Annotated in this window: 21 protein-coding genes, 1 tRNA gene, 1 pseudogene and 1 riboswitch; of the genes and pseudogenes, 15 read left to right on the top strand and 8 right to left on the bottom strand. The window is 70.0% G+C overall.

Translation table 11 applies throughout. The annotated features are described in order from the left end of the window. Positions 1–72: 72 nt before the first annotated feature. On the top strand, positions 73–351 hold the full coding sequence (locus OG293_RS22500; RefSeq protein WP_406000582.1) for a MoaD/ThiS family protein: 279 nt from the start codon (positions 73–75) through the stop codon (positions 349–351). Then, positions 351–1,301, top strand: a complete 951-nt coding sequence (locus tag OG293_RS22505) for a PLP-dependent cysteine synthase family protein (RefSeq protein ID WP_406000583.1) — start codon at positions 351–353, stop codon at positions 1,299–1,301. Before OG293_RS22500 ends, OG293_RS22505 begins: the two co-directional genes overlap by 1 nt. A 195-nt stretch (positions 1,302–1,496) precedes the next feature. On the opposite strand, the gene OG293_RS22510 is transcribed toward OG293_RS22505, so the two are convergent. Continuing rightward, complete coding sequence (locus OG293_RS22510; RefSeq protein WP_406000584.1) at positions 1,497–1,964, bottom strand: type II toxin-antitoxin system PemK/MazF family toxin; 468 nt, start codon at positions 1,962–1,964, stop codon at positions 1,497–1,499. A 178-nt stretch (positions 1,965–2,142) separates the two neighbouring features. Between OG293_RS22510 and OG293_RS22515 the strand changes: the two genes are divergently transcribed. Beyond that, positions 2,143–2,895, top strand: a complete 753-nt coding sequence (locus tag OG293_RS22515; RefSeq protein WP_406000585.1) for an MBL fold metallo-hydrolase — start codon at positions 2,143–2,145, stop codon at positions 2,893–2,895. Positions 2,896–3,013: 118 nt separating this feature from the next. Here the strand turns inward: OG293_RS22515 and OG293_RS22520 are convergent, their stop codons facing one another. Next, positions 3,014–4,279: a PTS transporter subunit EIIC gene (locus OG293_RS22520; RefSeq protein WP_406000586.1), complete on the bottom strand. Its 1,266-nt coding sequence runs from the start codon at positions 4,277–4,279 to the stop codon at positions 3,014–3,016. Positions 4,280–4,607: 328 nt separating this feature from the next. Beyond that, positions 4,608–5,904: pseudogene (locus OG293_RS22525) on the bottom strand (PTS transporter subunit EIIC). A 243-nt stretch (positions 5,905–6,147) separates the two neighbouring features. Between OG293_RS22525 and OG293_RS22530 the strand changes: the two are divergent. The 4 genes from OG293_RS22530 (at position 6,148) to rdgB (ending at position 8,399) form a co-directional block, all read left to right on the top strand. Continuing rightward, a complete protein-coding gene (locus tag OG293_RS22530) occupies positions 6,148–6,381 on the top strand; it encodes a glucose PTS transporter subunit EIIB (RefSeq protein WP_037692518.1) in 234 nt (77 codons plus the stop codon). Between the two features lie 110 nt (positions 6,382–6,491). Then, complete coding sequence (gene rph / locus OG293_RS22535; protein WP_406000587.1) at positions 6,492–7,229, top strand: ribonuclease PH; 738 nt, start codon at positions 6,492–6,494, stop codon at positions 7,227–7,229. Between the two features lie 93 nt (positions 7,230–7,322). Further along, entirely contained in the window at positions 7,323–7,694 is a 372-nt protein-coding gene (locus tag OG293_RS22540) for a hypothetical protein (RefSeq protein WP_406000588.1), read from the top strand. A 102-nt stretch (positions 7,695–7,796) separates the two neighbouring features. Then, on the top strand, positions 7,797–8,399 hold the full coding sequence (gene rdgB, locus OG293_RS22545; RefSeq protein WP_406000589.1) for an RdgB/HAM1 family non-canonical purine NTP pyrophosphatase: 603 nt from the start codon (positions 7,797–7,799) through the stop codon (positions 8,397–8,399). 17 nt (positions 8,400–8,416) lie between these two features. Here rdgB and OG293_RS22550 read toward each other — a convergent pair. Further along, positions 8,417–8,500, bottom strand: a tRNA-Leu gene (locus OG293_RS22550). A gap of 37 nt (positions 8,501–8,537) precedes the next feature. Then, positions 8,538–9,005, bottom strand: coding sequence for a thioredoxin-dependent thiol peroxidase (gene bcp / locus OG293_RS22555; protein ID WP_360872740.1), 468 nt, complete (start codon positions 9,003–9,005; stop codon positions 8,538–8,540). A gap of 139 nt (positions 9,006–9,144) precedes the next feature. On the opposite strand from bcp, the gene OG293_RS22560 reads away from it, so the two are divergent. The 3 genes from OG293_RS22560 to OG293_RS22570 all read left to right on the top strand — a co-directional run bounded on the left by OG293_RS22560 (position 9,145) and on the right by OG293_RS22570 (position 10,364). Beyond that, the gene (locus tag OG293_RS22560) at positions 9,145–9,465 is read left to right on the top strand and encodes a DUF3618 domain-containing protein (RefSeq protein ID WP_406000590.1); all 321 of its coding nucleotides are present in this window, start codon (positions 9,145–9,147) and stop codon (positions 9,463–9,465) included. A gap of 43 nt (positions 9,466–9,508) precedes the next feature. Then, positions 9,509–9,865, top strand: a complete 357-nt coding sequence (locus tag OG293_RS22565; RefSeq protein ID WP_406000591.1) for a GroES family chaperonin — start codon at positions 9,509–9,511, stop codon at positions 9,863–9,865. Positions 9,866–9,938: 73 nt separating this feature from the next. Beyond that, positions 9,939–10,014, top strand: a riboswitch (guanidine-III (ykkC-III) riboswitch). Between the two features lie 29 nt (positions 10,015–10,043). After that, positions 10,044–10,364, top strand: a complete 321-nt coding sequence (locus OG293_RS22570) for a DMT family transporter (RefSeq protein WP_406000592.1) — start codon at positions 10,044–10,046, stop codon at positions 10,362–10,364. A gap of 29 nt (positions 10,365–10,393) precedes the next feature. Here the strand turns inward: OG293_RS22570 and OG293_RS22575 are convergent, their stop codons facing one another. Further along, complete coding sequence (locus tag OG293_RS22575) at positions 10,394–12,802, bottom strand: transglycosylase domain-containing protein (protein ID WP_406000593.1); 2,409 nt, start codon at positions 12,800–12,802, stop codon at positions 10,394–10,396. Between the two features lie 169 nt (positions 12,803–12,971). On the opposite strand from OG293_RS22575, the gene OG293_RS22580 reads away from it, so the two are divergent. Genes OG293_RS22580 through OG293_RS22595 form a run of 4 tightly spaced genes read left to right on the top strand, consistent with a single transcriptional unit; the run spans position 12,972 to position 16,257 of the window. Next, positions 12,972–13,772, top strand: a complete 801-nt coding sequence (locus tag OG293_RS22580) for an ABC transporter permease (protein WP_406000594.1) — start codon at positions 12,972–12,974, stop codon at positions 13,770–13,772. 19 nt (positions 13,773–13,791) lie between these two features. Further along, the gene (locus tag OG293_RS22585) at positions 13,792–14,568 is read left to right on the top strand and encodes an ABC transporter permease (RefSeq protein ID WP_406003682.1); all 777 of its coding nucleotides are present in this window, start codon (positions 13,792–13,794) and stop codon (positions 14,566–14,568) included. A gap of 1 nt (position 14,569) precedes the next feature. After that, positions 14,570–15,529: an ATP-binding cassette domain-containing protein gene (locus OG293_RS22590; protein ID WP_406000595.1), complete on the top strand. Its 960-nt coding sequence runs from the start codon at positions 14,570–14,572 to the stop codon at positions 15,527–15,529. A 44-nt stretch (positions 15,530–15,573) separates the two neighbouring features. Continuing rightward, complete coding sequence (locus OG293_RS22595) at positions 15,574–16,257, top strand: DUF1707 domain-containing protein (protein ID WP_406000596.1); 684 nt, start codon at positions 15,574–15,576, stop codon at positions 16,255–16,257. 236 nt (positions 16,258–16,493) lie between these two features. On the opposite strand, the gene OG293_RS22600 is transcribed toward OG293_RS22595, so the two are convergent. After that, positions 16,494–16,946, bottom strand: coding sequence for a hypothetical protein (locus tag OG293_RS22600; protein ID WP_406000597.1), 453 nt, complete (start codon positions 16,944–16,946; stop codon positions 16,494–16,496). A gap of 413 nt (positions 16,947–17,359) precedes the next feature. Here OG293_RS22600 and OG293_RS22605 point away from each other — a divergent pair, with 413 nt between their 5' ends. Beyond that, on the top strand, positions 17,360–18,691 hold the full coding sequence (locus tag OG293_RS22605) for a DUF445 domain-containing protein (RefSeq protein WP_406000598.1): 1,332 nt from the start codon (positions 17,360–17,362) through the stop codon (positions 18,689–18,691). Between the two features lie 164 nt (positions 18,692–18,855). Here OG293_RS22605 and OG293_RS22610 read toward each other — a convergent pair whose 3' ends face one another. Beyond that, on the bottom strand, positions 18,856–19,161 hold the full coding sequence (locus OG293_RS22610) for a hypothetical protein (RefSeq protein ID WP_406000599.1): 306 nt from the start codon (positions 19,159–19,161) through the stop codon (positions 18,856–18,858). Positions 19,162–19,321: the final 160 nt, after the last annotated feature.

A 19,321-nucleotide genomic window follows, 5' to 3' on the forward strand; every position in this document is an offset into this window, starting at 1 on the left:
CACCCCCTGCGCGGGGGGGCAGAGCCGCGCGCCCCTTACGCCACCCCGCCACTCCCGACAGGAGCCCATGTCATGGCCATCGAGGTCCGCATCCCGACCATCCTCCGCACCTACACCGACGGCGAGAAGGCCGTCCAGGGCAGCGGTGACACCCTCGCCGACCTCTTCGCAGACCTCGAGTCCCGCCACAACGGCATCCAGGAGCGCATCGTCGACGCCGGCCAGCTGCGCCGCTTCGTCAACGTCTACCTCAACGACGAGGACGTCCGTTTCCTGGACGGCATCTCCACCAAGCTCGCCGACGGCGACAGCGTCACGATCCTCCCGGCAGTCGCGGGTGGCATGCGCTGATGCGTTACGACTCCCCGCTGGCGGCGGTCGGCAACACTCCGCTGGTCCGCCTGCCGCGGCTGTCCCCCTCGGAGGAGGTCCGCATCTGGGCCAAGCTCGAGGACCGCAACCCGACCGGCTCGATCAAGGACCGCCCGGCCCTCCACATGATCGAGCAGGCGGAGAAGGACGGCCGCCTGACGCCGGGCTGCACGATCCTGGAGCCGACGTCCGGGAACACCGGGATCTCGCTGGCGATGGCGGCGAAACTCAAGGGCTACCGCATCGTGTGCGTGATGCCCGAGAACACCTCCCAGGAGCGCCGGGACCTGCTCGGTATGTGGGGAGCCGAGATCGTCCCGTCCCCCGCCGCGGGCGGTTCCAACACAGCGGTACGGGTGGCCAAGGAGCTGTCGGCCGAGAACCCCTCGTGGGTGATGCTGTACCAGTACGGAAACCCGGACAACGCGGGCGCTCACTACGCCACGACGGGCCCGGAGATCCTCGCGGACCTGCCGTCGGTCACCCACTTCGTGGCGGGCCTGGGCACGACGGGCACGCTGATGGGCGTCGGCCGCTTCCTGCGGGAGCACAAGCCGGACATCAAGATCGTCGCGGCCGAGCCGCGGTACGACGACCTCGTCTACGGTCTGCGCAACCTGGACGAGGGCTTCGTCCCCGAGCTGTACGACGCGTCGGTCCTCACCACCCGCTTCTCGGTGGGCTCCGCGGACGCGGTCACCCGCACCCGCGAACTGCTCCAGCAGGAGGGCATCTTCGCGGGCGTCTCCACGGGCGCGGCGCTGCACGCGGCGATCGGCGTGGGCAGGAAGGCGGTGGCGGCCGGGGAGCCGGCGGACATCGTGTTCGTGGTCGCGGACGGCGGCTGGAAGTACCTCTCGACGGGCGTCTACACGGCTCCGACGACAGAGGCGGCGATCGAAACGCTCCAGGGCCAGCTCTGGGCGTAGCGGGTTTCCACGGGCCGTCACCGGGCCCCGGGCCCGGTGACGGCCCGTCGACCGTCCCGGCCCGCTCGTCCCCGTTGCGGGGCCACTCGCCGCACGGGCGGCGTGTTCTTCCGCGCCGCGAAGCCGCCGCACCCAAGCACAGCGGGCGACCCTCACCGTCCCATCGGGGTGGCTCGCCCCGCCCCGCCGCACTCGTCACACGGCCAAATGGCGGACCTGGTCCCATACCGTCGGATCCACCACCCCCACCCTCCGCCGGAACCCCCACACCCCCACATCCCGCAGCTCGTCCGTCTCCAGAAAGCTCGGCCGCCCCTGCGCATCCCCCACCGTGCCCGGCGGCAGCGGGATCACCCCCGGGCGTTCGTCGTGGTACCTGCTCGTGATCTTGGCGACCTGTGCCGCGTCGCCCCGCACCGAGAGCACCAGGCACGGCCTGTCCTTCGAGCCCGGCCGGTCCTCGTACGGGACCTCCGCCCACCAGATCTCACCCGGCTGCGGGCGGTGTTCCGGCGCGCGCCGGGGTCCGGCCGGCCGGCCGGGCGGCCGGACCCGCCCTCCGGGGCGGCGGCGCCCGTCGCTCCTCCCGCGCCCGTCCATCACCGCGGCCACCAGCGCGATCACCACCACGGCGAGCACCGCGAGCCACCATGACGTGTCCATACCCCAGACGGTACCGGCGCGCCGCCGCACGCGCGCGCTCCGTCCGAACCGGTGACAGACCAGGTGAGTTCTCCCACAACGGCCCGCCACCGGGGAGCGACCAGCCCTTTCGCGCCTTACGCTCAACAAACCGCACGACCCTTCCCCAGCCCTCCCCGTCAACGGAGGTTCAAGCTCCATGAAGCTCACCGTCGTCGGCTGCTCGGGGTCGTTCCCGTCCGCGGAATCGGCCTGCTCGAGCTACCTCGTAGAGGCCGACGGCTTCCGGCTGCTCCTCGACATGGGCAACGGTGCCCTCGGCGAGTTGCAGCGCCACATCGGTCTCTACGACCTCGATGCCGTCTTTCTCAGTCACCTCCACGCGGACCACTGCATCGACATGTGCGGGTACTTCGTCGCCCGCTACTACCGCCACGAGGGCGGTCGCTGCGGCCCCCTCCCGGTCTACGGCCCGGAGGGCACCGAGCAGCGTCTGACCACCGCGTACGCGGACGTCCCTTCCGCCCACGCCATGAGCGAGGTTTTCGACTTCCGCACGCTGAAGGCCGGCAGCTTCGACATAGGCCCGTTCTCCGTCCGTACGGAGAAGGTGGCGCACCCCGTCGAGGCGTACGGCATCCGCCTGGAGCACGCCGGCAGGACGCTGACGTACTCCGGCGACACCGGCGTCTGCGAGCCGCTGCACGAACTTGCCGACGGCGCCGATTTCTTCCTGTGCGAGGCGTCCTTCACGCATGGCAAGGAGGACATCCCGGAACTCCACCTCAACGGCCGCGAGGCCGGTGCCCAGGCCCGGCGGGCGAATGTGGGTCGGCTCGTGCTCACCCACATCCCGCCGTGGACGGACGGGCGGCAGAACCTGGAGGACGCCCGCGCGGTCTACGGCGGCCCCGTGGAACTGGCGCTCCCGGGCGCGGTCTACGAGGTCTGACCCCCTGTCTCCCCGTCGGCTCTCGGCCCTGCGGCCGGCGCACCGACGACGAAGCCCCCGCCCGTGAAAACGGGCGGGGGCTTCGTCGCCGGACCAGCCGGACCAGCGGACCAGAGGCTTACGCCTTCGTGAGGTCCTCGATCTCCTCCTCGGGCTCGCGGCCCGGGGTGGTGAGGTTGAACCGGACGATCGCGAAGCGGAAGAGCACATAGTAGATCGCCGCGAAGACCAGGCCGATCGGAATGATCATCCATGGCTGGGTCGCCTTGCTCCAGCCGAGGCCGAGGTCGATCAGACCCGCGGAGAAGGTGAAGCCCGCATGGACTCCCAGCGCCCAGGTGACCGCCATCGAGATCGCGGTCAGCAGGGCGTGGATCACGTACAGCAGCGGCGCGATGAACATGAAGGAGAACTCGATGGGCTCCGTCACGCCGGTGACGAACGAGGTCAGCGCGAGCGAGACCATCATGCCCATCACGGCCTTGCGGCGCTCCGGGCGCGCGGTGTGCGCCATCGCCAGGGCGGCTGCCGGGAGACCGAACATCATGATCGGGAAGAAGCCCGACATGAACAGACCGGCGTTCGGGTCACCGGCGAAGAAACGGTTCAGGTCGCCGTGGACGACCTCGCCGGCGGCGTTGGTGAAGTCACCGATCTGGAACCAGGCGACGGTGTTCACGAACTGGTGCATGCCGATCGGGATCAGCGCACGGTTGATGGCACCGAAGATGCCCGCACCGCCGGCGCCCAGTCCGGTCATCCACTCGCCGAAGTGGGAGATGACCTCACCGATCGGCTCCCAGACCAGACCGAAGAAGACACCGGCGATCACACCGACGAACGCCATGATGATCGGCACGAGCCGGCGGCCGTTGAAGAACCCGAGCCAGTCCACCAGCCTGGTGCGGTGGTAGCGCTGCCACAGGACCGCGGCCAGCAGGCCCATGACGATGCCGCCGAGGACACCCGGGTTGTTGTACGTCGCCGCGACGTCCACACCCTTGTTCGCGGTGGTGTTGACCACGGCGTCGGTGACCGGGAAGGCCGTGAGAACGTTCTTGTAGACCAGGAAGCCGACAAGCGCGGCGAGGGCGGTGGAACCGTCCGACTTCTTGGCGAAGCCGATGGCGACGCCGATACAGAAGAGCAGGGGCAGGTTGGCGAAGACGGCGTCACCTGCGGTGGCGAACACCGAGGCGACCTTGTCCCAGCCGAGGCCGTCCTTGCCGAAGACGTCCGCCTGTCCGAAGCGCAGCAGGATTCCCGCCGCAGGCAGAACGGCGATGGGCAGCTGTAGACTGCGGCCCACCTTCTGCAGGCCTTGGAACAGGACTGAGCGCCAGTTCTTGGCGGGCGGCGCCGTAGCGGCGGTAGCCGTACTCATAACTTCCTCCAGTGGACAAGGCGCCGCCAGGGAACGGAACACGGGAGAAGGCGGCGTCTCGAAAAGGAACGCGGCCGACGCCGCGTGGTCTACACCACTCAGTGGTGTAGACCTGTTGTAGCACGGTGAAGGCGAGATAAGGAACCTTCGTTTTCTGCGGCCTGGGTCATAGCGCTAAAAACGCGACATAAGACCCTCGGGTCGGCTCCCGAGGGCCTTACAGGGCATTACGGATGGTGTGCGAGGGGTAATCGCGGCGCTTGAGCCGGCCCAAGTGTGCGAAGGGCGCGACGCCCGGGGGCGAGGGACTGCCGCGGCATGTGCGGGACTACTTGGTGATGTCCCCCTTCACTTCGGCCTCGACTTCCTCCGCCTCGCGCCCCGGCGTCGGGATATTGAACTTGGTGATCGCGAATCTGAAGATCGCGTAGTAGACCGCCGCGAAACAGAGTCCGATCGGAATGATCAGCCATGGTTTCGTCGCGAGTCCCCAGTTGATGACGTAGTCGATCAGTCCCGCCGAGAAGCTGAAGCCGTCATGGACGCCGAGCGCCCAGCTCACGGTCATCGACACACCGGTCAGCAGCGCGTGCACCGCGAACAGCAGCGGAGCCACGAAGAGGAATGAGTACTCGATCGGCTCGGTGATGCCGGTGACGAACGACGTCAGCGCGACCGAGAGCATCAGGCCGCCGACCTCCTTGCGGCGGTGCGGCTTGGCGCAGTGGGTGATGGCCAGTGCGGCGGCCGGGAGCGCGAACATCATGATCGGGAAGAAGCCCGTGGTGAACTGGCCCGCGTTCGGGTCGCCCGCCAGGAACATGGTGATGTCGCCGTGCACGACCGTGCCGTCCGGCTTGGTGTAGCTGCCGAACTGGAACCAGATGGGCACGTTCAGGAACTGGTGCAGGCCGATCACCAGCAGCGCCCGGTTCGCGAGGCCGAAGCTGCCCGAACCCCACGAGCCGAGGCCCACCAGCCAGTCGCTGAAGTTCTCCAGCCCGTCACCGATCGGCGGCCAGGCCCACAGGCACAGCACCGCGAAGGCGATGGCCACGAAGGACATGATGATCGGCACGAGCCGGCGGCCGTTGAAGAACCCGAGCCAGTCGACGAGCTTGGTGCGGTGGTAGCGCTGCCAGAACCAGGCGGTGAGCAGGCCGATCACGATGCCGCCGAAGACTCCCGGGTTCTGGTACGTGAACGCCGTGACCGTCTGGCCCGCCCCCAGGCAGCCGGTGGCGACCACCGTCGCCCCCACCTCGCAGTCCTCGGGGAACTGGCGCAGCACATTGAGATAGACCAGGAAGCCCACCACGGCGGCGAGGGCGGTGGACCCGTCCGCCTTCTTGGCCATGCCGATGGCGACCCCGACGCAGAACAGCATCGGGAGGCCGAGCTGCCCGTCCAGCAGCGCGCCGCCCGCGCCGTTCATCACCTTGGCCAGATTGTCCCAGCCGAGGCCGTCCGCGCCGAAGACATCGGGCTGGCCGAGCCGGTTGAGGATGCCCGGCCGCGGGGAGGACGGCGATGGGCAGCTGCAGGCTGCGGCCCATCTTCTGCAGTCCCTGGAAAGCGCCGCTCCACCACTTCTGATGCGGTGCGGCAGCGCTGTCGGTGCTCATCCGCGTCCTCCCGGAGGGTGCCTGGCTTGGCAGCTGCCGCAGACTGGTGTAGACCAGTCGCGGTACGGCTCCGGCGCCCGGTCTCGGGACAGGGCACCGGTGATCGTCATCATTGGGTACGAGACGGTTACTCGCCCGTGAGGGTGGGCCAACCGTGCGTTACCGTGACAAACGGGTCGATGGTGGACCGAGGCAGCGCTGAGCACCCTGCGGGGGGCGCTCTGGATACGCAAGGAGAAAGACATGGCCAGCAAGGCTGAGAAGATCGTCGCCGGGCTCGGCGGTATCGACAACATCGAGGAGATCGAGGGCTGCATCACCCGACTCCGTACCGAAGTCATCGACCCGAGCAAGGTCGACGAAGCCGCGCTGAAGGCCGCCGGCGCCCACGGCGTCGTCAAGATGGGCACCGCGATCCAGGTCGTCATCGGCACCGACGCCGACCCCATCGCCGCCGACATCGAAGACATGATGTGAACCGCTGAACTCGGCGGTGAGGGGCCCGTTCTCCGCCGGAGCAGGCCCGGCGAAGGGCCTGCTCCAAACCGGAGCGGGCCCCTCGCGCATCTGCCGCTAGGCTCGACGCCATGTCTCGAATCGACGGCCGCACCCCCGAACAGCTCCGCCCGGTCACCATCGAACGCGGATGGAGCAAGCACGCCGAGGGCTCCGTCCTCATCTCCTTCGGCGACACCAAGGTCTTCTGCACCGCCTCCGTGACCGAAGGCGTCCCGCGCTGGCGCAAGGGCAGCGGCGAAGGCTGGGTCACCGCCGAGTACTCCATGCTGCCGCGCTCGACCAACACCCGTGGCGACCGCGAATCCGTACGCGGCAAGATCGGCGGCCGTACGCACGAGATCAGCCGCCTCATCGGCCGCTCGCTGCGCGCCGTCATCGACTACAAGGCGCTCGGCGAGAACACCATCGTCCTGGACTGCGACGTCCTCCAGGCCGACGGCGGCACCCGGACCGCCGCGATCACCGGCGCGTATGTCGCCCTCGCCGACGCCGTTGCCTGGGCCCAGGGCAAGAAGCTCGTCAAGGCCGGCCGTAAGCCGCTCACCGGAACCGTCGCCGCCGTCAGCGTCGGCATCGTCGACGGCGCGCCGCTGCTCGACCTCTGCTACGAGGAGGATGTGCGCGCCGAGACCGACATGAACGTCGTCTGCACCGGCGACGGCCGCTTCGTCGAGGTCCAGGGCACCGCCGAGGCCGAGCCCTTCGACCGCAAGGAGCTCAACGCGCTCCTGGACCTGGCGACCGGCGGCTGTGCCGACCTCGCCGCCCTTCAGCGCGATGCGCTGGAGCGCAGTCTCGAAGGGTAAAGAAGCAACCAAGCGCGCCCCGCCGGGCGTCCTTGGACATACGGGCGCACGGGCCGAACCGTGCGCCCGTCCATCTCGGGGAGGAACCGCTCCATGCGCCGAATCGCACTTGCCGTCGCCACCGCCGTCGTGCTGACCGGAGCCGTCGGCTGCGGCGCGCTCGACAAGGCGCTCGACTGTGTTCAGACCGCCGACGCGATCGCCACCAGCGTCAACAAACTCGAGCAGGCCGTCTCCAACGCGTCGAACGACGCCACCCAGCTGAACGAGGCGCTGGACGACATCAGCACCGAGCTCGGCAACCTCAAGGACGAGACCGACAACGCCGATCTGTCCAAGGCCGTCGACAACCTCGGCAAGGGCGTCGACAGCGTCCGTACGGCCGTCAAGAACGGGGACACCAGCCCCGACATCAAGCCGATCACCGACGCCGCCGCGGAAATCGGCAAGGTCTGCACCCCCTGATGACCATGATCCGGCCGGGCGGACAGCCGTGGGCCGCCTGCCCGGACAGCCGGCACCCGCCCGCCCGGACGGGGAAGGCCGCCCGCCCGGATAATCGGGGCCATGACCCGTCTGATCCTCGCCACCCGCAACGCCGGGAAGCTCACCGAACTCAAGGCCATCCTCGCCGACGCGGGCCTCACCCATGACCTCGTCGGCGCGGACGCCTACCCCGACATCCCCGACGTCAAGGAAACCGGCGTCACTTTCGCCGAGAACGCCCTGCTCAAGGCGCACGCCCTCGCGCAGGCGACCGGTCTCCCGGCCGTCGCCGACGACTCCGGACTCTGCGTCGACGTCCTCGGTGGCGCGCCCGGTATCTTCTCCGCCCGCTGGGCCGGCCGGCACGGCGACGACACCGCCAATCTGAACCTGCTCCTCGCCCAGCTCTGCGACATCGACGAGTCCCACCGCGGCGCGCATTTCGCCTGCGCCGCCGCTCTGGCACTGCCGGACGGCACCGAGCGCGTCGTCGAGGGGCGGCTCCTGGGCACCCTGCGCCACGCCCCGACGGGCACGGGCGGCTTCGGCTACGACCCGGTCCTGCAGCCGGAGGGGGACACCCGCACCTGCGCCGAGCTCACCCCGGCGGAGAAGAACGCGATCAGCCACCGGGGCAAGGCGTTCCGTGCGCTGGTCCCGGTGGTGCGTGAACTCCTGGGCTGACGCCCGGAGTCGATGTGTGCGGCCGGAGGGACTCGAACCCTCACGGGAGTTACCCCACTGGGACCTAAACCCAGCGTGACTGCCAGTTCCACCACGGCCGCGAGCCGTCCGGCCATGTTACTGGCCGGGCGGCGGGCGTCAGATGCCGAGGTCCTTGATGATCTTGGCGACATGCCCGGTCGCCTTCACGTTGTACAGCGCCCGCTCGACCTTGCCCTCCTCGTCGACGACGACCGTCGAACGGATGACACCGGTCACCGTCTTGCCGTACAGCTTCTTCTCGCCGAAGGCGCCGTACGCCTCCAGCGTCTCCTTGGACGGGTCGCCGACCAGCGTGACCTTCAGGGACTCCTTCTCGCGGAACTTCGCCAGCTTCTCCGGCTTGTCCGGGGACACTCCGATGACGTCGTACCCGGCGCCCGCCAGCAGCTCCAGGTTGTCCGTGAAGTCGCAGGCCTGCTTGGTGCAGCCGGGCGTCAGGGCCGCCGGGTAGAAGTAGACGATGACCTTCCGGCCCTTGTGGTCCGCGAGCGAGACCTCGTTGCCGTCCGCGTCGGGCAGGGTGAAGGCAGGGGCGGTGTCGCCGGGCTGGAGTCGCTCGCTCATGGTTCTCCTCGAAGAGGTGCGCGGGGGGACGTGCTGGTGTACGCCGTCGAGCGTAATAGGGGTGCCGTGGGGTGCGGGCGCGGGCGAGCTGACAGACTGTCGATGAAGGACTACCGGACACGACCACGGAGGCAGCGCGGTGTCGGATGCCAGGACCCCTGCGCAGATCGAGGCGGACATCGTCCGCAGGCGCGACCAGCTTGCCGAGACGCTGGACGAGATCGGGGTGCGCGTCCATCCGAAGACGATCATCGGTGACGCCAAGGCCAAGGTCGCCTCGACCGTGGACCAGACCGTGGGCCGGGCAGTCGTCGCGATGAACCGCACGGTCTCGGACGTCAAGGCCCAGTTCGTCTCGGAGGACGGCGCTCCACGGCTGGAGCGTGTCGTTCCGGTGGCGCTGGTGGCCGTGGGGCTCGTGGGGCTGCTCGCCGTCTCGATCAAAAGGCGACGGGCCTGACCCTCGGGCGTACGGAACGGCCCCGGGCAGGTAGGTTCGACGAGTGAGCGCCAACAGCCAGCAACACAGCACCACGCACGACAAGCTGCCCATCCGCATGCTGCACGACCGCGTGCTGGTGCGGACGGACATCCCGGAGGGTGAGCGGCGGTCCAGCGGGGGGATCGTCATCCCGGCGACAGCCGCGGTCGGCCGGCGTCTGGCCTGGGCCGAGGTCGTCGCCGTCGGCCAGAACGTACGCACGGTGGAGCCGGGAGACCGGGTGCTGTACGACCCCGAGGACCGCGCCGAGGTCGAGGTGCGGGGTGTGGCCTACGTCCTCATGCGGGAGCGCGATCTGCACGCCGTCGCCGCCGACCGTTTCCAGGGGTCCGAGGACTCCACGGGGCTGTATCTGTAGGCGGGAGCCCGGGGCCCCGAGCGGGGCCGGTCGCAGGGGGCTGGTGGCAGACGCCACCAGCCCTTTTCCATGCCGTTTGCCCGGACAGGGGTTAGGGTGGACAGTCCCGACGAGACGCGTCGTACCGGGTCAGGCAAAGACGACGCACCGCTGAAGTCCGCGTCTCGGAGGTGCCGTCATGGCCTGGGTTCTGCTGGTTGTCGCCGGTCTACTCGAAGTCGGCTGGTCGATCGGAATGAAGTTCACCGAGGGGTTCACCCGGCTGTGGCCGAGCGTGTTCACCGGCCTGGGGATTGTCGCGAGCATGCTGCTGCTGTCGCACGCCGCCAGGAGTCTGCCGATCGGGACGGCCTACGGCGTCTGGGTCGGGATCGGCGCGGCCGGTGCGGCGGTGGTCGGCATGGTCGCGCTGAACGAGCCCATGACAGCCGCCCGGATCTTCTTCGTCTGTCTGCTGCTGGTCGCGGTAGTGGGTCTCAAGGCGACCGCGGGTCACTGACCCGTCCCGGCCGCCACCGGCTCGCCGGCTCACGGGTGCCAGCCGGGGCGGCGGGCCGATGGCCTGCTGCCCGCGCCCCCGTTGGCCGTCCCGCCGCCCGGAACCCCTCCGGTCGTCGCGCCACCGTCGGTCGTCCCCCCTGGCACGCCGCCCTCGGTGGCGCCGCCGTTGTCCGTGCCGCCGCTGCCGGTGCCGCCGTCGGTCTGCCCTTGGTTCTGGCCCTGTGTCTGCCCTTGGTTCTGGCCCTGGGTCTGTCCCTGGTCCTGCCCTTGTGTCTGACCCTCGTTCTGGCCCTGCGTCTGTCCCTCGTCCTGCCCCTGCGACTGCCCCTGGCTCGGGCTCTGCGTGGGCGGCTGCTGCGAGGACTCCGCCGGCGGCTCCGGCTCCACCGGCGGCGGCGGCGGTTCCTCCGCGCCCTCCTGCAGTTCCAGGTCGAACTCCTCGACGGAGGATCCCTCCAGCGCGTCCCCCGTGTACTGCCCCCAGATCTCCGCGGGCGTCCCGCCGCCGTTGATCCGGGGCAGTCCCAGCGCCCCGTACAGCGACTTGTGCGCGCCGGTCTCCGGGTCCTGGCCCATCACGGAGACCACCGTCGCCAGATCCGGGGTGTAGCCCGCGAACCAGGCGGCCTGGTCCTCCTCCGCCGTACCCGTCTTGCCCGCGGCCGGCCGGCCCGCCGACTGCGCCGCGGTGCCCGTGCCTCCCTCGACCACGCTCTGCAGGATCGAGGTGGTCGTGTCGGCGGCCTCCCTGCTGACGGCCTGCTCGCTCTCCTGCTCGGGCAGCCGGACGGTCTCGCCGTCCCTCTCGACCTTCTCGACCAGGGTGTACGTGCCGTGTCTGCCGTGGTTGGCGAGCGTCGCGTACGCCTCCGCCATGTCGAGCACACTCGCGGTCGCCGGGCCGAGCGCGATGGAGGGCGAGGCGGTCAGGTCCGGGGTGCTCGCGGGGATCCCGAGGTCGATCGCGGTCTGCTTGACCCTGGCCGGGCCGACATCCACCGCCATCTGGGCGTAGACGGCGTTGACCGACTCGTCGGTGGCGGTACGGACGGTGATCGGGCCGTACGAGATGTCGTCCTCGTTGGCGGGGGCGTACGGCTTCCCGATCCAGCCCCTGACCCTGCGCCGGTTGGTGCCGTCGTAGACGGTGTTGGGGGTGATGGGCCGGCCGTCCTGGGTCTCGGAGCCGTTCTCGACGGCGGAGGTGAAGACGAACGGTTTGAAGGTGGAGCCGACTTGGTAGTCGCGGCGGGTGGCGTTGTTGACGTACTGCCTGATGTAGTCGACGCCCCCGTACATGGCGAGAACCTTTCCGGTGGCCGGGGCGATGGAGGCGCCGCCGACCCGGACGACACGGTCGGCCTTGCGGTCCTCGTCGAGCTGGGACATCACCTGGTCGTCCACGGCCTGTCGGAAGGCGTCCTGCTTGTCCCGCTCCAGCGTGGTGGTGATCCGGAAACCGCCGGTGGCCAGGGTGTTCTCGTCAATGATCCGGTTGTTGGTGAGGTAGTCCTCGACCGCCTGCACGATGTAGCCGCGCTGGCCCGAGAGCCCGTTCGCCGGCTTCGCCCGCTGCGGCACGGGGAACGTCATGGCCGCGCGTTCGGCCGGGCCGAGCCAGTTCTTCGTCACCATGCCGTCGAGCGTGTAGTTCCATCGGCCGAACACGGCCGCCCGGTTCTCCGGGTGGGTGGCGATGTCGTACGCGCTCGGGGCGTTGAGCAGCGAGGCCAGATAGGCGCCCTTCGCCGTGTCGATGTCCCCGATGTCCTTGCCGTAGTACGCCTGGGCCGCCGCCTGGATGCCGTAGGCGTTGCGCCCGAAGTAGCTGGTGTTGAGATAGCCCTCGAGGATCTCGCTCTTGCTCTCCTCACGACCGAGCTTGATCGCGATGAAGAACTCCTTCCACTTCCGCGAGATGGTCTGCTCCTGGCCCAGGTAGTAGTTCTTGACGTACTGCTGGGTGATCGTGGAGCCGGACTGCTTGCCCTTGCCCGTCAGGGTGTTCCACGCGGCCCGGACCATCGCCTTGGGGTCGACGGCGCGCTCGGAGTAGAAGTCGCGGTCCTCCGCGGCCAGTACGGCCCGCTGCACCGTGAGGGGGACCTGGGCGAGGCCGACGTTCTCGCGGTTGACCTCACCGTCACGGGCGATCTGGCTGCCGTCCCGGTAGAGGTAGACATTGGACTGCGCGGTGGCCGCGGCGTTGGCGGGCGGGATGTCGACGAGCATGTACCCGGCCAGGAATCCGCCGATCAGCAGCAGGGCGACGAGCAGGAACGCGCCGAGCACCATCCGCCAGGTGGGGACGGCACGACGCCAGCCGGTGCGCCCGCGACGGGGATTGCCGCCGTTCGCTCCCGGCGCGGGCCGCGGCTCCGGTCCGGCGACGGTCGCGTCCCGGGGTGTCCAGCCCTGCTGTGGCTCGTCACTCATACGCCCATACTGCCCTTTTGGGTGGGATATCCCCCGGAGCCGGCAGCCCGTCGGCTCTTTCCGGGGGACCTTTCCCCGGGGGCCCGGGGCCGGGAAAAGCCGTCGCGGCCAAAGACGACGGTGGGGTAGCGTCGGGCGCTTTGGTGCCTTCGGGCGGAGGGGAGTCGACGTGCGGCTGTACGCGGCCGTCGCGGCGGGCAGCTTCCGGCGTCATGCGACGTACCGGATGGCCACGGCCGCGGGGGTCTTCACCAACACCGTCTTCGGCTTCATCCTGGCGTACACCTACATGGCCCTGTGGGACCAGCGGCCCGCGCTCGGCGGGTACGACATGTCCGAGGCCCTCACCTACGTGTGGATCGGCCAGGCGCTGCTGGCCACCGCCGGGCTGATGGGCGGCGGCTTCGAGGAAGAGCTGATCGAGCGGATCAAGACGGGCGACATCGCCATCGACCTCTACCGCCCGGTCGACCTCCAGCTGTGGTGGTTCTCCGCCAACACGGGGCGGGCCGCCTTCCATCTGCTCGGGCGGGGCGTGGCGCCGATGGCGATCGGCTCGCTCGCCTTCGACCTCGCGCTGCCGGCGAAACCGCTCACCTGGCCCGCCTTCCTGCTGTCGGTGGCGCTGGGCGTGAGCGTCAGTTTCGCGGTCTGGTACCTGGTGGCACTGAGCGCGTTCTGGCTGATGGACGGGGCGGGTGCGGTCCAGGTCGTCTGGCTCGCGGGACTGTTCTTCTCCGGGATGCTGCTGCCACTGACGGTCTTCCCGGGCGCGCTGGGCGAGATCGCCCAGGTGCTGCCCTGGGCCTCGATGCTCCAGGTCCCGGCGGATGTCTTCCTGGAGAAGCGCACGGGCTGGGGACTCGCGCAGGCGTACGCGTTCCAGGCCGGATGGGCGGTCGTCCTGCTGGCCGCGGGACGGTTCGTGCAGTCCCTGGCCACACGGAGGGTGGTGGTGCAGGGTGGGTGAGTCCTGGCGTACGTACCGGATGATCGCGGCGATGTGGATCCGGTCGACGATGACGTACCGCCTCTCCTTCGTGATGAGCACCTTCACCAACTTCGCCGCGACGATCTTCGACTTCGTCGTCATCGTGCTGATGTTCAGTCAGGTGCGGGGCCTGGGCGGCTTCTCCTTCGCCGAGGTGGCCTTCCTCTACGGCACCACCAGCACGTCCTTCGGACTCGCCGACCTGGCGATGGGCCAGGTCAACCGGCTGGGGAGGCGGGTGCGGGACGGGACGCTCGACACGCTCCTCGTACGGCCGGTGCCGGTGCTGGCACAGGTGGCCGCCGACCGCTTCGCGCTGCGCAGACTCGGACGGATCAGCCAGGGCCTGCTCGTACTCATCTGGTCACTGGTGATCGTCGATGTGCAGTGGACGCCCCTGAAAGCGGCCCTCGTCCCGCTGATGGCCGTCTGCGGCGCGCTGATCTTCTGTGCGGTGATGGTCGTGGGAGCCTCGTTCCAGTTCTGGGCCCAGGACGCGTCCGAGGTGACCAACTCCTTCACGTACGGCGGCAATACGCTGCTCCAGTACCCGCCCACGATCTTCGCGCAGGACCTGGTGCGCGGGGTCGTCTTCGTCGTACCGCTGGCCTTCGTCAACTGGCTGCCCGCGCTGTACGTCCTGGGGCGCGAAGCCCCCGCAGGCCTGCCCGCCTGGCCGGCGTTCCTGCCGCCGGCCGTCGCCGGACTGTGCTGCGCCCTCGCCGCCCTGGCCTGGCGGACCGCACTGCGTTCATACCGGAGCACGGGGAGCTGACATGGATTTCATCGAGCTCGAAGACGTCGAGAAGGTCTTCGACGTACGGCGCCGCAAGGGACGGCTGCGCCGGGAGAAGCACCAGGTGCGCGCCGTCGACGGCATCAGCTTCCGGGTGCCCCGCGGCCAGATGGTCGGCTACATCGGCCCGAACGGCGCCGGGAAGTCCACCACCATCAAGATGCTGACAGGCATCCTCACCCCGAGCGGCGGGCGGCTGCGGGTCGCGGGCATCGACCCGTCCCGCGAGCGCACCCGGCTCGCCCAGCGCATCGGAGTGGTCTTCGGGCAGCGGACCACCCTGTGGTGGGACCTGCCGCTCAAGGACTCCTACCGCCTGGTGCACCGCATGTACAAGATCCCCGACCGGCGCTTCCGCGAGAACCTCGAACGCTGCGTCGAACTCCTCGACCTGGCGGAGCTGCTGGACGTCCCCGTACGGCAGCTCTCGCTCGGCCAGCGCATGCGCGGGGACATCGCCGCGGCGCTGCTCCACGACCCCGAAGTGCTGTACCTGGACGAGCCGACCATCGGCCTCGATGTGATCTCCAAGGCGAAGGTCAGGGACTTCCTGCGCGACCTGAACGCCGAGCGGGGCACCACGGTGCTGCTCACCACCCACGACCTCACCGACATCGAGCAGCTGTGCAAGCGCGTGATGGTCATCGACCACGGACGTCTGATGTACGACGGGGCGCTCGCCGGACTCCACGAAGTGGGCGCGAGTGAACGGACGCTGGTGGTGGACCTGGAGCGTGAGATGCCGCCCATCGTGCTCGACCTGGCCCGCACGGTCAGGACCGAGGGGCCCCGGCAGTGGCTGGCATTCCCGGCGTCCCAGTCGGCAGCACCGCTGGTGGCCGCCGTCGCGGACAAGTATCCGCTGGTGGATCTGTCGGTGCGCGAGCCGGACATCGAAGCGGTGATCGCGAAAATGTACGCGGAGCGATCAGGCTTGTAGCCCCGGCGCTGGGAGCCGGGCGCGACGATCGATATTCTGCCCGCATGACGAGCGAACTCCCGGAGATGCGCGCCTCCGACGCCGAGCGCGAGCGCGTTGCCGAGCGGCTGCGAGAGGCGGTGGCGGAGGGCAGGCTCGACATGGAGGAGTTCGAGCAACGCCTCGACGCCACCTTCAAGGCGCGCACCCACGGCGAGTTGGTGCCCCTGGTCAGCGACCTCCCCGCGCCGGGTACCGCGTCGGTGTCCCCGGCCGTCCCCGCCACCGGGTCCGGCGACTGGGCCGGCCGCGTCGGCGGACCGCCCACCTCCAAGGGGGCGTTCGCCTTCTGGGGCGGCTTCGGACGCAAGGGCACCTGGACGGTGGCGAAGAAGTACACCACCTTCACGATGATGGGCGGCGGCGAACTCGACCTGCGTGACGCCCGGTTCGAGGACCAGGTGACCGTGATCCGCTGCTTCGCCATCATGGGCGGAGTCGGAATCGTCGTGCCCCCCGACCTGAACGTCGAGGTCAACGGCATCGGATTCATGGGCGGCTTCGGCGAGGAGGGCGAGGGGAACCCCGACCCGGCGGCCCCGCGGGTCATCATCACCGGCTTCGCGCTGATGGGTGGCGTGGGCGTCGAACGCAAGCGCACCCGGGCCGAGAAGCTGCGCCTCAAGGCGGAGCGCGAAGAGGAGAAGCGGCACCGGCTGGAGAAGGGCGACCGCAAGGAGCTCGGCTGAGCCCGGTAGTCTCCCGTCGCTCGTGAACAGGCATCCGGAACGACGCTACGACGGGGGATCGATGGTGCCGCGGTGGGTCAAGGCCGGCGTGATCGCCGCGGTCGTGCCGGCGGTCGTCGGGTACTGCGCCACGCCCTCGAAGGACGGCTGCGATACGGAGGCCGCCAACTTCGAGGCGAGCGGGGGCGACGAGGCAGGCAAGGCCGGGATCAAGGGGCCCCGGCTGCAGGCCCTGCTCACCGTCTTCGCGCAGGACCAGATGAGGCGGCACGGGGGCTGCGGCGGCCTCGCCCTGCCGGGCCGCGAACGGCCGGTGCCGAAACAGCGGTAGCCGCTCCCGGGCGCTCCTGCGCACCGAGGGCCGGGGCGCGTGCGCCCGCCCGGTCGCGGCTCTCCTCGTACGTCCCGGCGGGCCGGGTGAACCGGCGCCGGTCGGGACTGCCGTACCAGGTGCGCTGCACATCGACGATGTAGCCGGCGAGCAGCCGGGCCACATGGGGACTCAGGCCGGCGGGCAGCGGCTCGCTGTCCCCGGAGAGCGCCGAGGCGGCGGCGTACGCCACACGCGCCTGCGCTTGCGAGTGCGTGGCGCCCGCGCCGCCGGTGGACGCGTTCAGGAGGACCTTTCCGAGGACCGCGCCCTGGCCGGGCCAGCTGTGCAGAGGCTCCGCGCTCAGGAGCTCGGTCATGACCGTGTAGCGGGAGAGACCGTCACCGGGGCGAGCGTCTTGGTGGCAGCTGCCGGGTCGTCGGGGAGGGCCGCGGTCGCCGCCGGGACCTTCCAGCAGGGTTTCGCGTCGTCCCCCGTGCTCAGGCCACCGCCGTCGCGCCCGCCGCGGCGATCACGACCGGCAGCACGAAGACGATCGTCCGCCGCCCGCCCCTCTTCAACCACTGGCGCATCCGAGGAGGTTAGCGAGCGGCCTCGGCCGTGGTCCGCGCCGGGTGCGGGGCTCTGCGGTGGCGTGCCACCGATGCGTTACGACCTGCGGTCCCGGGGCATGGGCACAACGTGGGACATCTCGTGGGAACTCGACGTGCGTCCCGGGAGTACCTGAGGTAGGGACATTGCGTACGGGACGCGCGCGGACGGGTGGAGCGGATGGAACGTACAGAATCGGAACGGCCGGGCCCGGCCGGGGCCCGGGCGGGTGGCCGCACGGGGCTGCCTTCTTTCGTGTACACCGAAGCGGACGCCGTGAAGCAGCGCGGCGTACGCCGTATGAAACTGACCGCGACCAGCCTGCTCCTGCTCGTCGCACTGATCTTCGTTCTCGCCACCTGGGCGAAGAACTCCGGCGCGGGCCCCTGGGCCGGATACGTCGCCGCGGCGGCGGAGGCGGGCATGGTCGGTGCCCTGGCCGACTGGTTCGCCGTCACCGCGCTGTTCAGGCACCCCCTGGGCCTGCCCATCCCGCACACCGCGATCATCCCGAACAAGAAAGACCAGCTGGGGGCCTCGCTCGGCTCCTTCGTCGGAGAGAACTTCCTCTCCGAGGGCGTCGTACGCGCCCGGCTGAGCGTCCTCGGCATCGGCGGACGCCTCGGCACCTGGCTGGCCGAGCCCGCCCACGCCGACCGGGTCACCGCCGAACTGTCCACGGCCTTGCGCGGCGCGCTCACCGTGCTGCGCGACGCCGATGTGCAGGCCGTCGTCGGCGAGGCGATCACCCGGCGCGCCGACAGCGCGGAGATCGCTCCCGGCATCGGCAAGACCCTGGAGAAAGTGGTCGCCGACGGCGCTCACCACCGCGCGGTCGACCTCATATGCGCCCGCGCCCACGACTGGCTCGTCCTCCACTCGGACTCGGTGTTGGACGCCGTCGAGGGCGGCGCACCCGGATGGACCCCGCGCTTCGTGGACCGCAAGGTCGGAGACCGGGTCTACCGGGAGCTGCTGCGCTTCGTCACCGAGATGCGCGACATGCCCGGCCACCCCGCCCGCGGCGCGATCGACCGCTTCCTCGCCGACTTCGCGGCGGATCTCCAGTCCGACACGGACACCCGGGCGCGCGTGGAGCGGATGAAGTCGGACCTGCTCTCGCGCACGGAGGTGCAGGACGTGATCGCGTCGGCCTGGTCCTCCGTACGATCCATGATCATCTCGGCGGCCGAGGACGACCGGAGCGAGCTGCGCCTGCGTGCCCGTGCGTCGCTGCTGTCGCTGGGTGCGCGGCTCGCGACGGACGACCGGCTCCAGGCGAAGGTGGAGGGCTGGGTGGCGGACGCGGCGGTGTACGTCGTCACCACCTATCGCGCCGAGATCACCTCGCTGATCTCGGACACCGTCGCGAGCTGGGACGCGGAGCACACCACGCGCAAGATCGAGGCGCACATCGGTCGCGACCTGCAGTTCATCCGGATCAACGGCACGGTGGTCGGCGCGCTGGCCGGCCTGCTGATCTACACGGTGGCCCATGCACTGGGCGCGTGACCGGTCCCTGCCGTACAGTCACGCGCCCAGCAACCTTGGGAGGCGCCGGTGAGTACGTACGGCGGGGGCGAAGCATTCAGCGCCCCCGCGCGGCCGACGCGCCGCGGCCGACGGGTGGCCCGGGTGTGGGCCGGGTGTGGGCTGGGCGTCGGCCGACGCCGTGACTACGCGTCGGAACCGCGGGTGACGGCCCAGGAGGCCAGGGCCACCCCGCCCGCCACGGCGAAGACCGCCGGCCACGCGCCGACCTTCTTGGCGAGCGGGTGCGAACCGGCGAAGGCGGCGACATAGGCGACGCTCAGGCCCGCGGCGGCCTTTGGTCCCGCCGCCCGGTGCCACTGCCGCGCGGCGACCGCCCCGGCGGTCGCCAGAGCGATACCGCCGAGCGGACGCTTCTTCGTCCACCGCGCGACCGAGTACCCCCCGACGAGCCCGCTCGCCGCCACCGCCGCTGCCGGAATCTTCGCCATCGCTGCCGCCTTCCTGTCATCTGTCCACTGGCCGTCCGCCACCGGACATTCGTGCATCCGTGCATCCGTGCATCCGTGCATCTGTGCATCTGCCCACAGGACATCTGTGCGTCTGTACCTCTGCACATCTGCCATCGGCTCGGATGTCCCCCTGTGACAT

Source organism: Streptomyces sp. NBC_00829, assembly GCF_045161795.1.
Lineage (GTDB): Bacteria > Actinomycetota > Actinomycetes > Streptomycetales > Streptomycetaceae > Streptomyces.

Bases quoted from the DNA above. Each gene is read 5' to 3' on its own strand.
- OG293_RS22510 (WP_406000584.1), bottom strand. From the start codon at position 1,964: ATGGACACGTCATGGTGGCTCGCGGTGCTCGCCGTGGTGGTGATCGCG.
- OG293_RS22605 (WP_406000598.1), top strand. From the start codon at position 17,360: ATGGAACGTACAGAATCGGAACGGCCGGGCCCGGCCGGGGCCCGGGCG.
- OG293_RS22515 (WP_406000585.1), top strand. From the start codon at position 2,143: ATGAAGCTCACCGTCGTCGGCTGCTCGGGGTCGTTCCCGTCCGCGGAA.
- OG293_RS22590 (WP_406000595.1), top strand. From the start codon at position 14,570: ATGGATTTCATCGAGCTCGAAGACGTCGAGAAGGTCTTCGACGTACGG.
- OG293_RS22570 (WP_406000592.1), top strand. From the start codon at position 10,044: ATGGCCTGGGTTCTGCTGGTTGTCGCCGGTCTACTCGAAGTCGGCTGG.
- bcp (WP_360872740.1), bottom strand. From the start codon at position 9,005: ATGAGCGAGCGACTCCAGCCCGGCGACACCGCCCCTGCCTTCACCCTG.
- rdgB (WP_406000589.1), top strand. From the start codon at position 7,797: ATGACCCGTCTGATCCTCGCCACCCGCAACGCCGGGAAGCTCACCGAA.
- OG293_RS22500 (WP_406000582.1), top strand. From the start codon at position 73: ATGGCCATCGAGGTCCGCATCCCGACCATCCTCCGCACCTACACCGAC.
- OG293_RS22575 (WP_406000593.1), bottom strand. From the start codon at position 12,802: ATGAGTGACGAGCCACAGCAGGGCTGGACACCCCGGGACGCGACCGTC.
- OG293_RS22600 (WP_406000597.1), bottom strand. From the start codon at position 16,946: ATGACCGAGCTCCTGAGCGCGGAGCCTCTGCACAGCTGGCCCGGCCAG.
- OG293_RS22595 (WP_406000596.1), top strand. From the start codon at position 15,574: ATGACGAGCGAACTCCCGGAGATGCGCGCCTCCGACGCCGAGCGCGAG.
- OG293_RS22520 (WP_406000586.1), bottom strand. From the start codon at position 4,279: ATGAGTACGGCTACCGCCGCTACGGCGCCGCCCGCCAAGAACTGGCGC.
- OG293_RS22540 (WP_406000588.1), top strand. From the start codon at position 7,323: ATGCGCCGAATCGCACTTGCCGTCGCCACCGCCGTCGTGCTGACCGGA.
- OG293_RS22610 (WP_406000599.1), bottom strand. From the start codon at position 19,161: ATGGCGAAGATTCCGGCAGCGGCGGTGGCGGCGAGCGGGCTCGTCGGG.
- rph (WP_406000587.1), top strand. From the start codon at position 6,492: ATGTCTCGAATCGACGGCCGCACCCCCGAACAGCTCCGCCCGGTCACC.
- OG293_RS22585 (WP_406003682.1), top strand. From the start codon at position 13,792: ATGATCGCGGCGATGTGGATCCGGTCGACGATGACGTACCGCCTCTCC.
- OG293_RS22530 (WP_037692518.1), top strand. From the start codon at position 6,148: ATGGCCAGCAAGGCTGAGAAGATCGTCGCCGGGCTCGGCGGTATCGAC.
- OG293_RS22505 (WP_406000583.1), top strand. From the start codon at position 351: ATGCGTTACGACTCCCCGCTGGCGGCGGTCGGCAACACTCCGCTGGTC.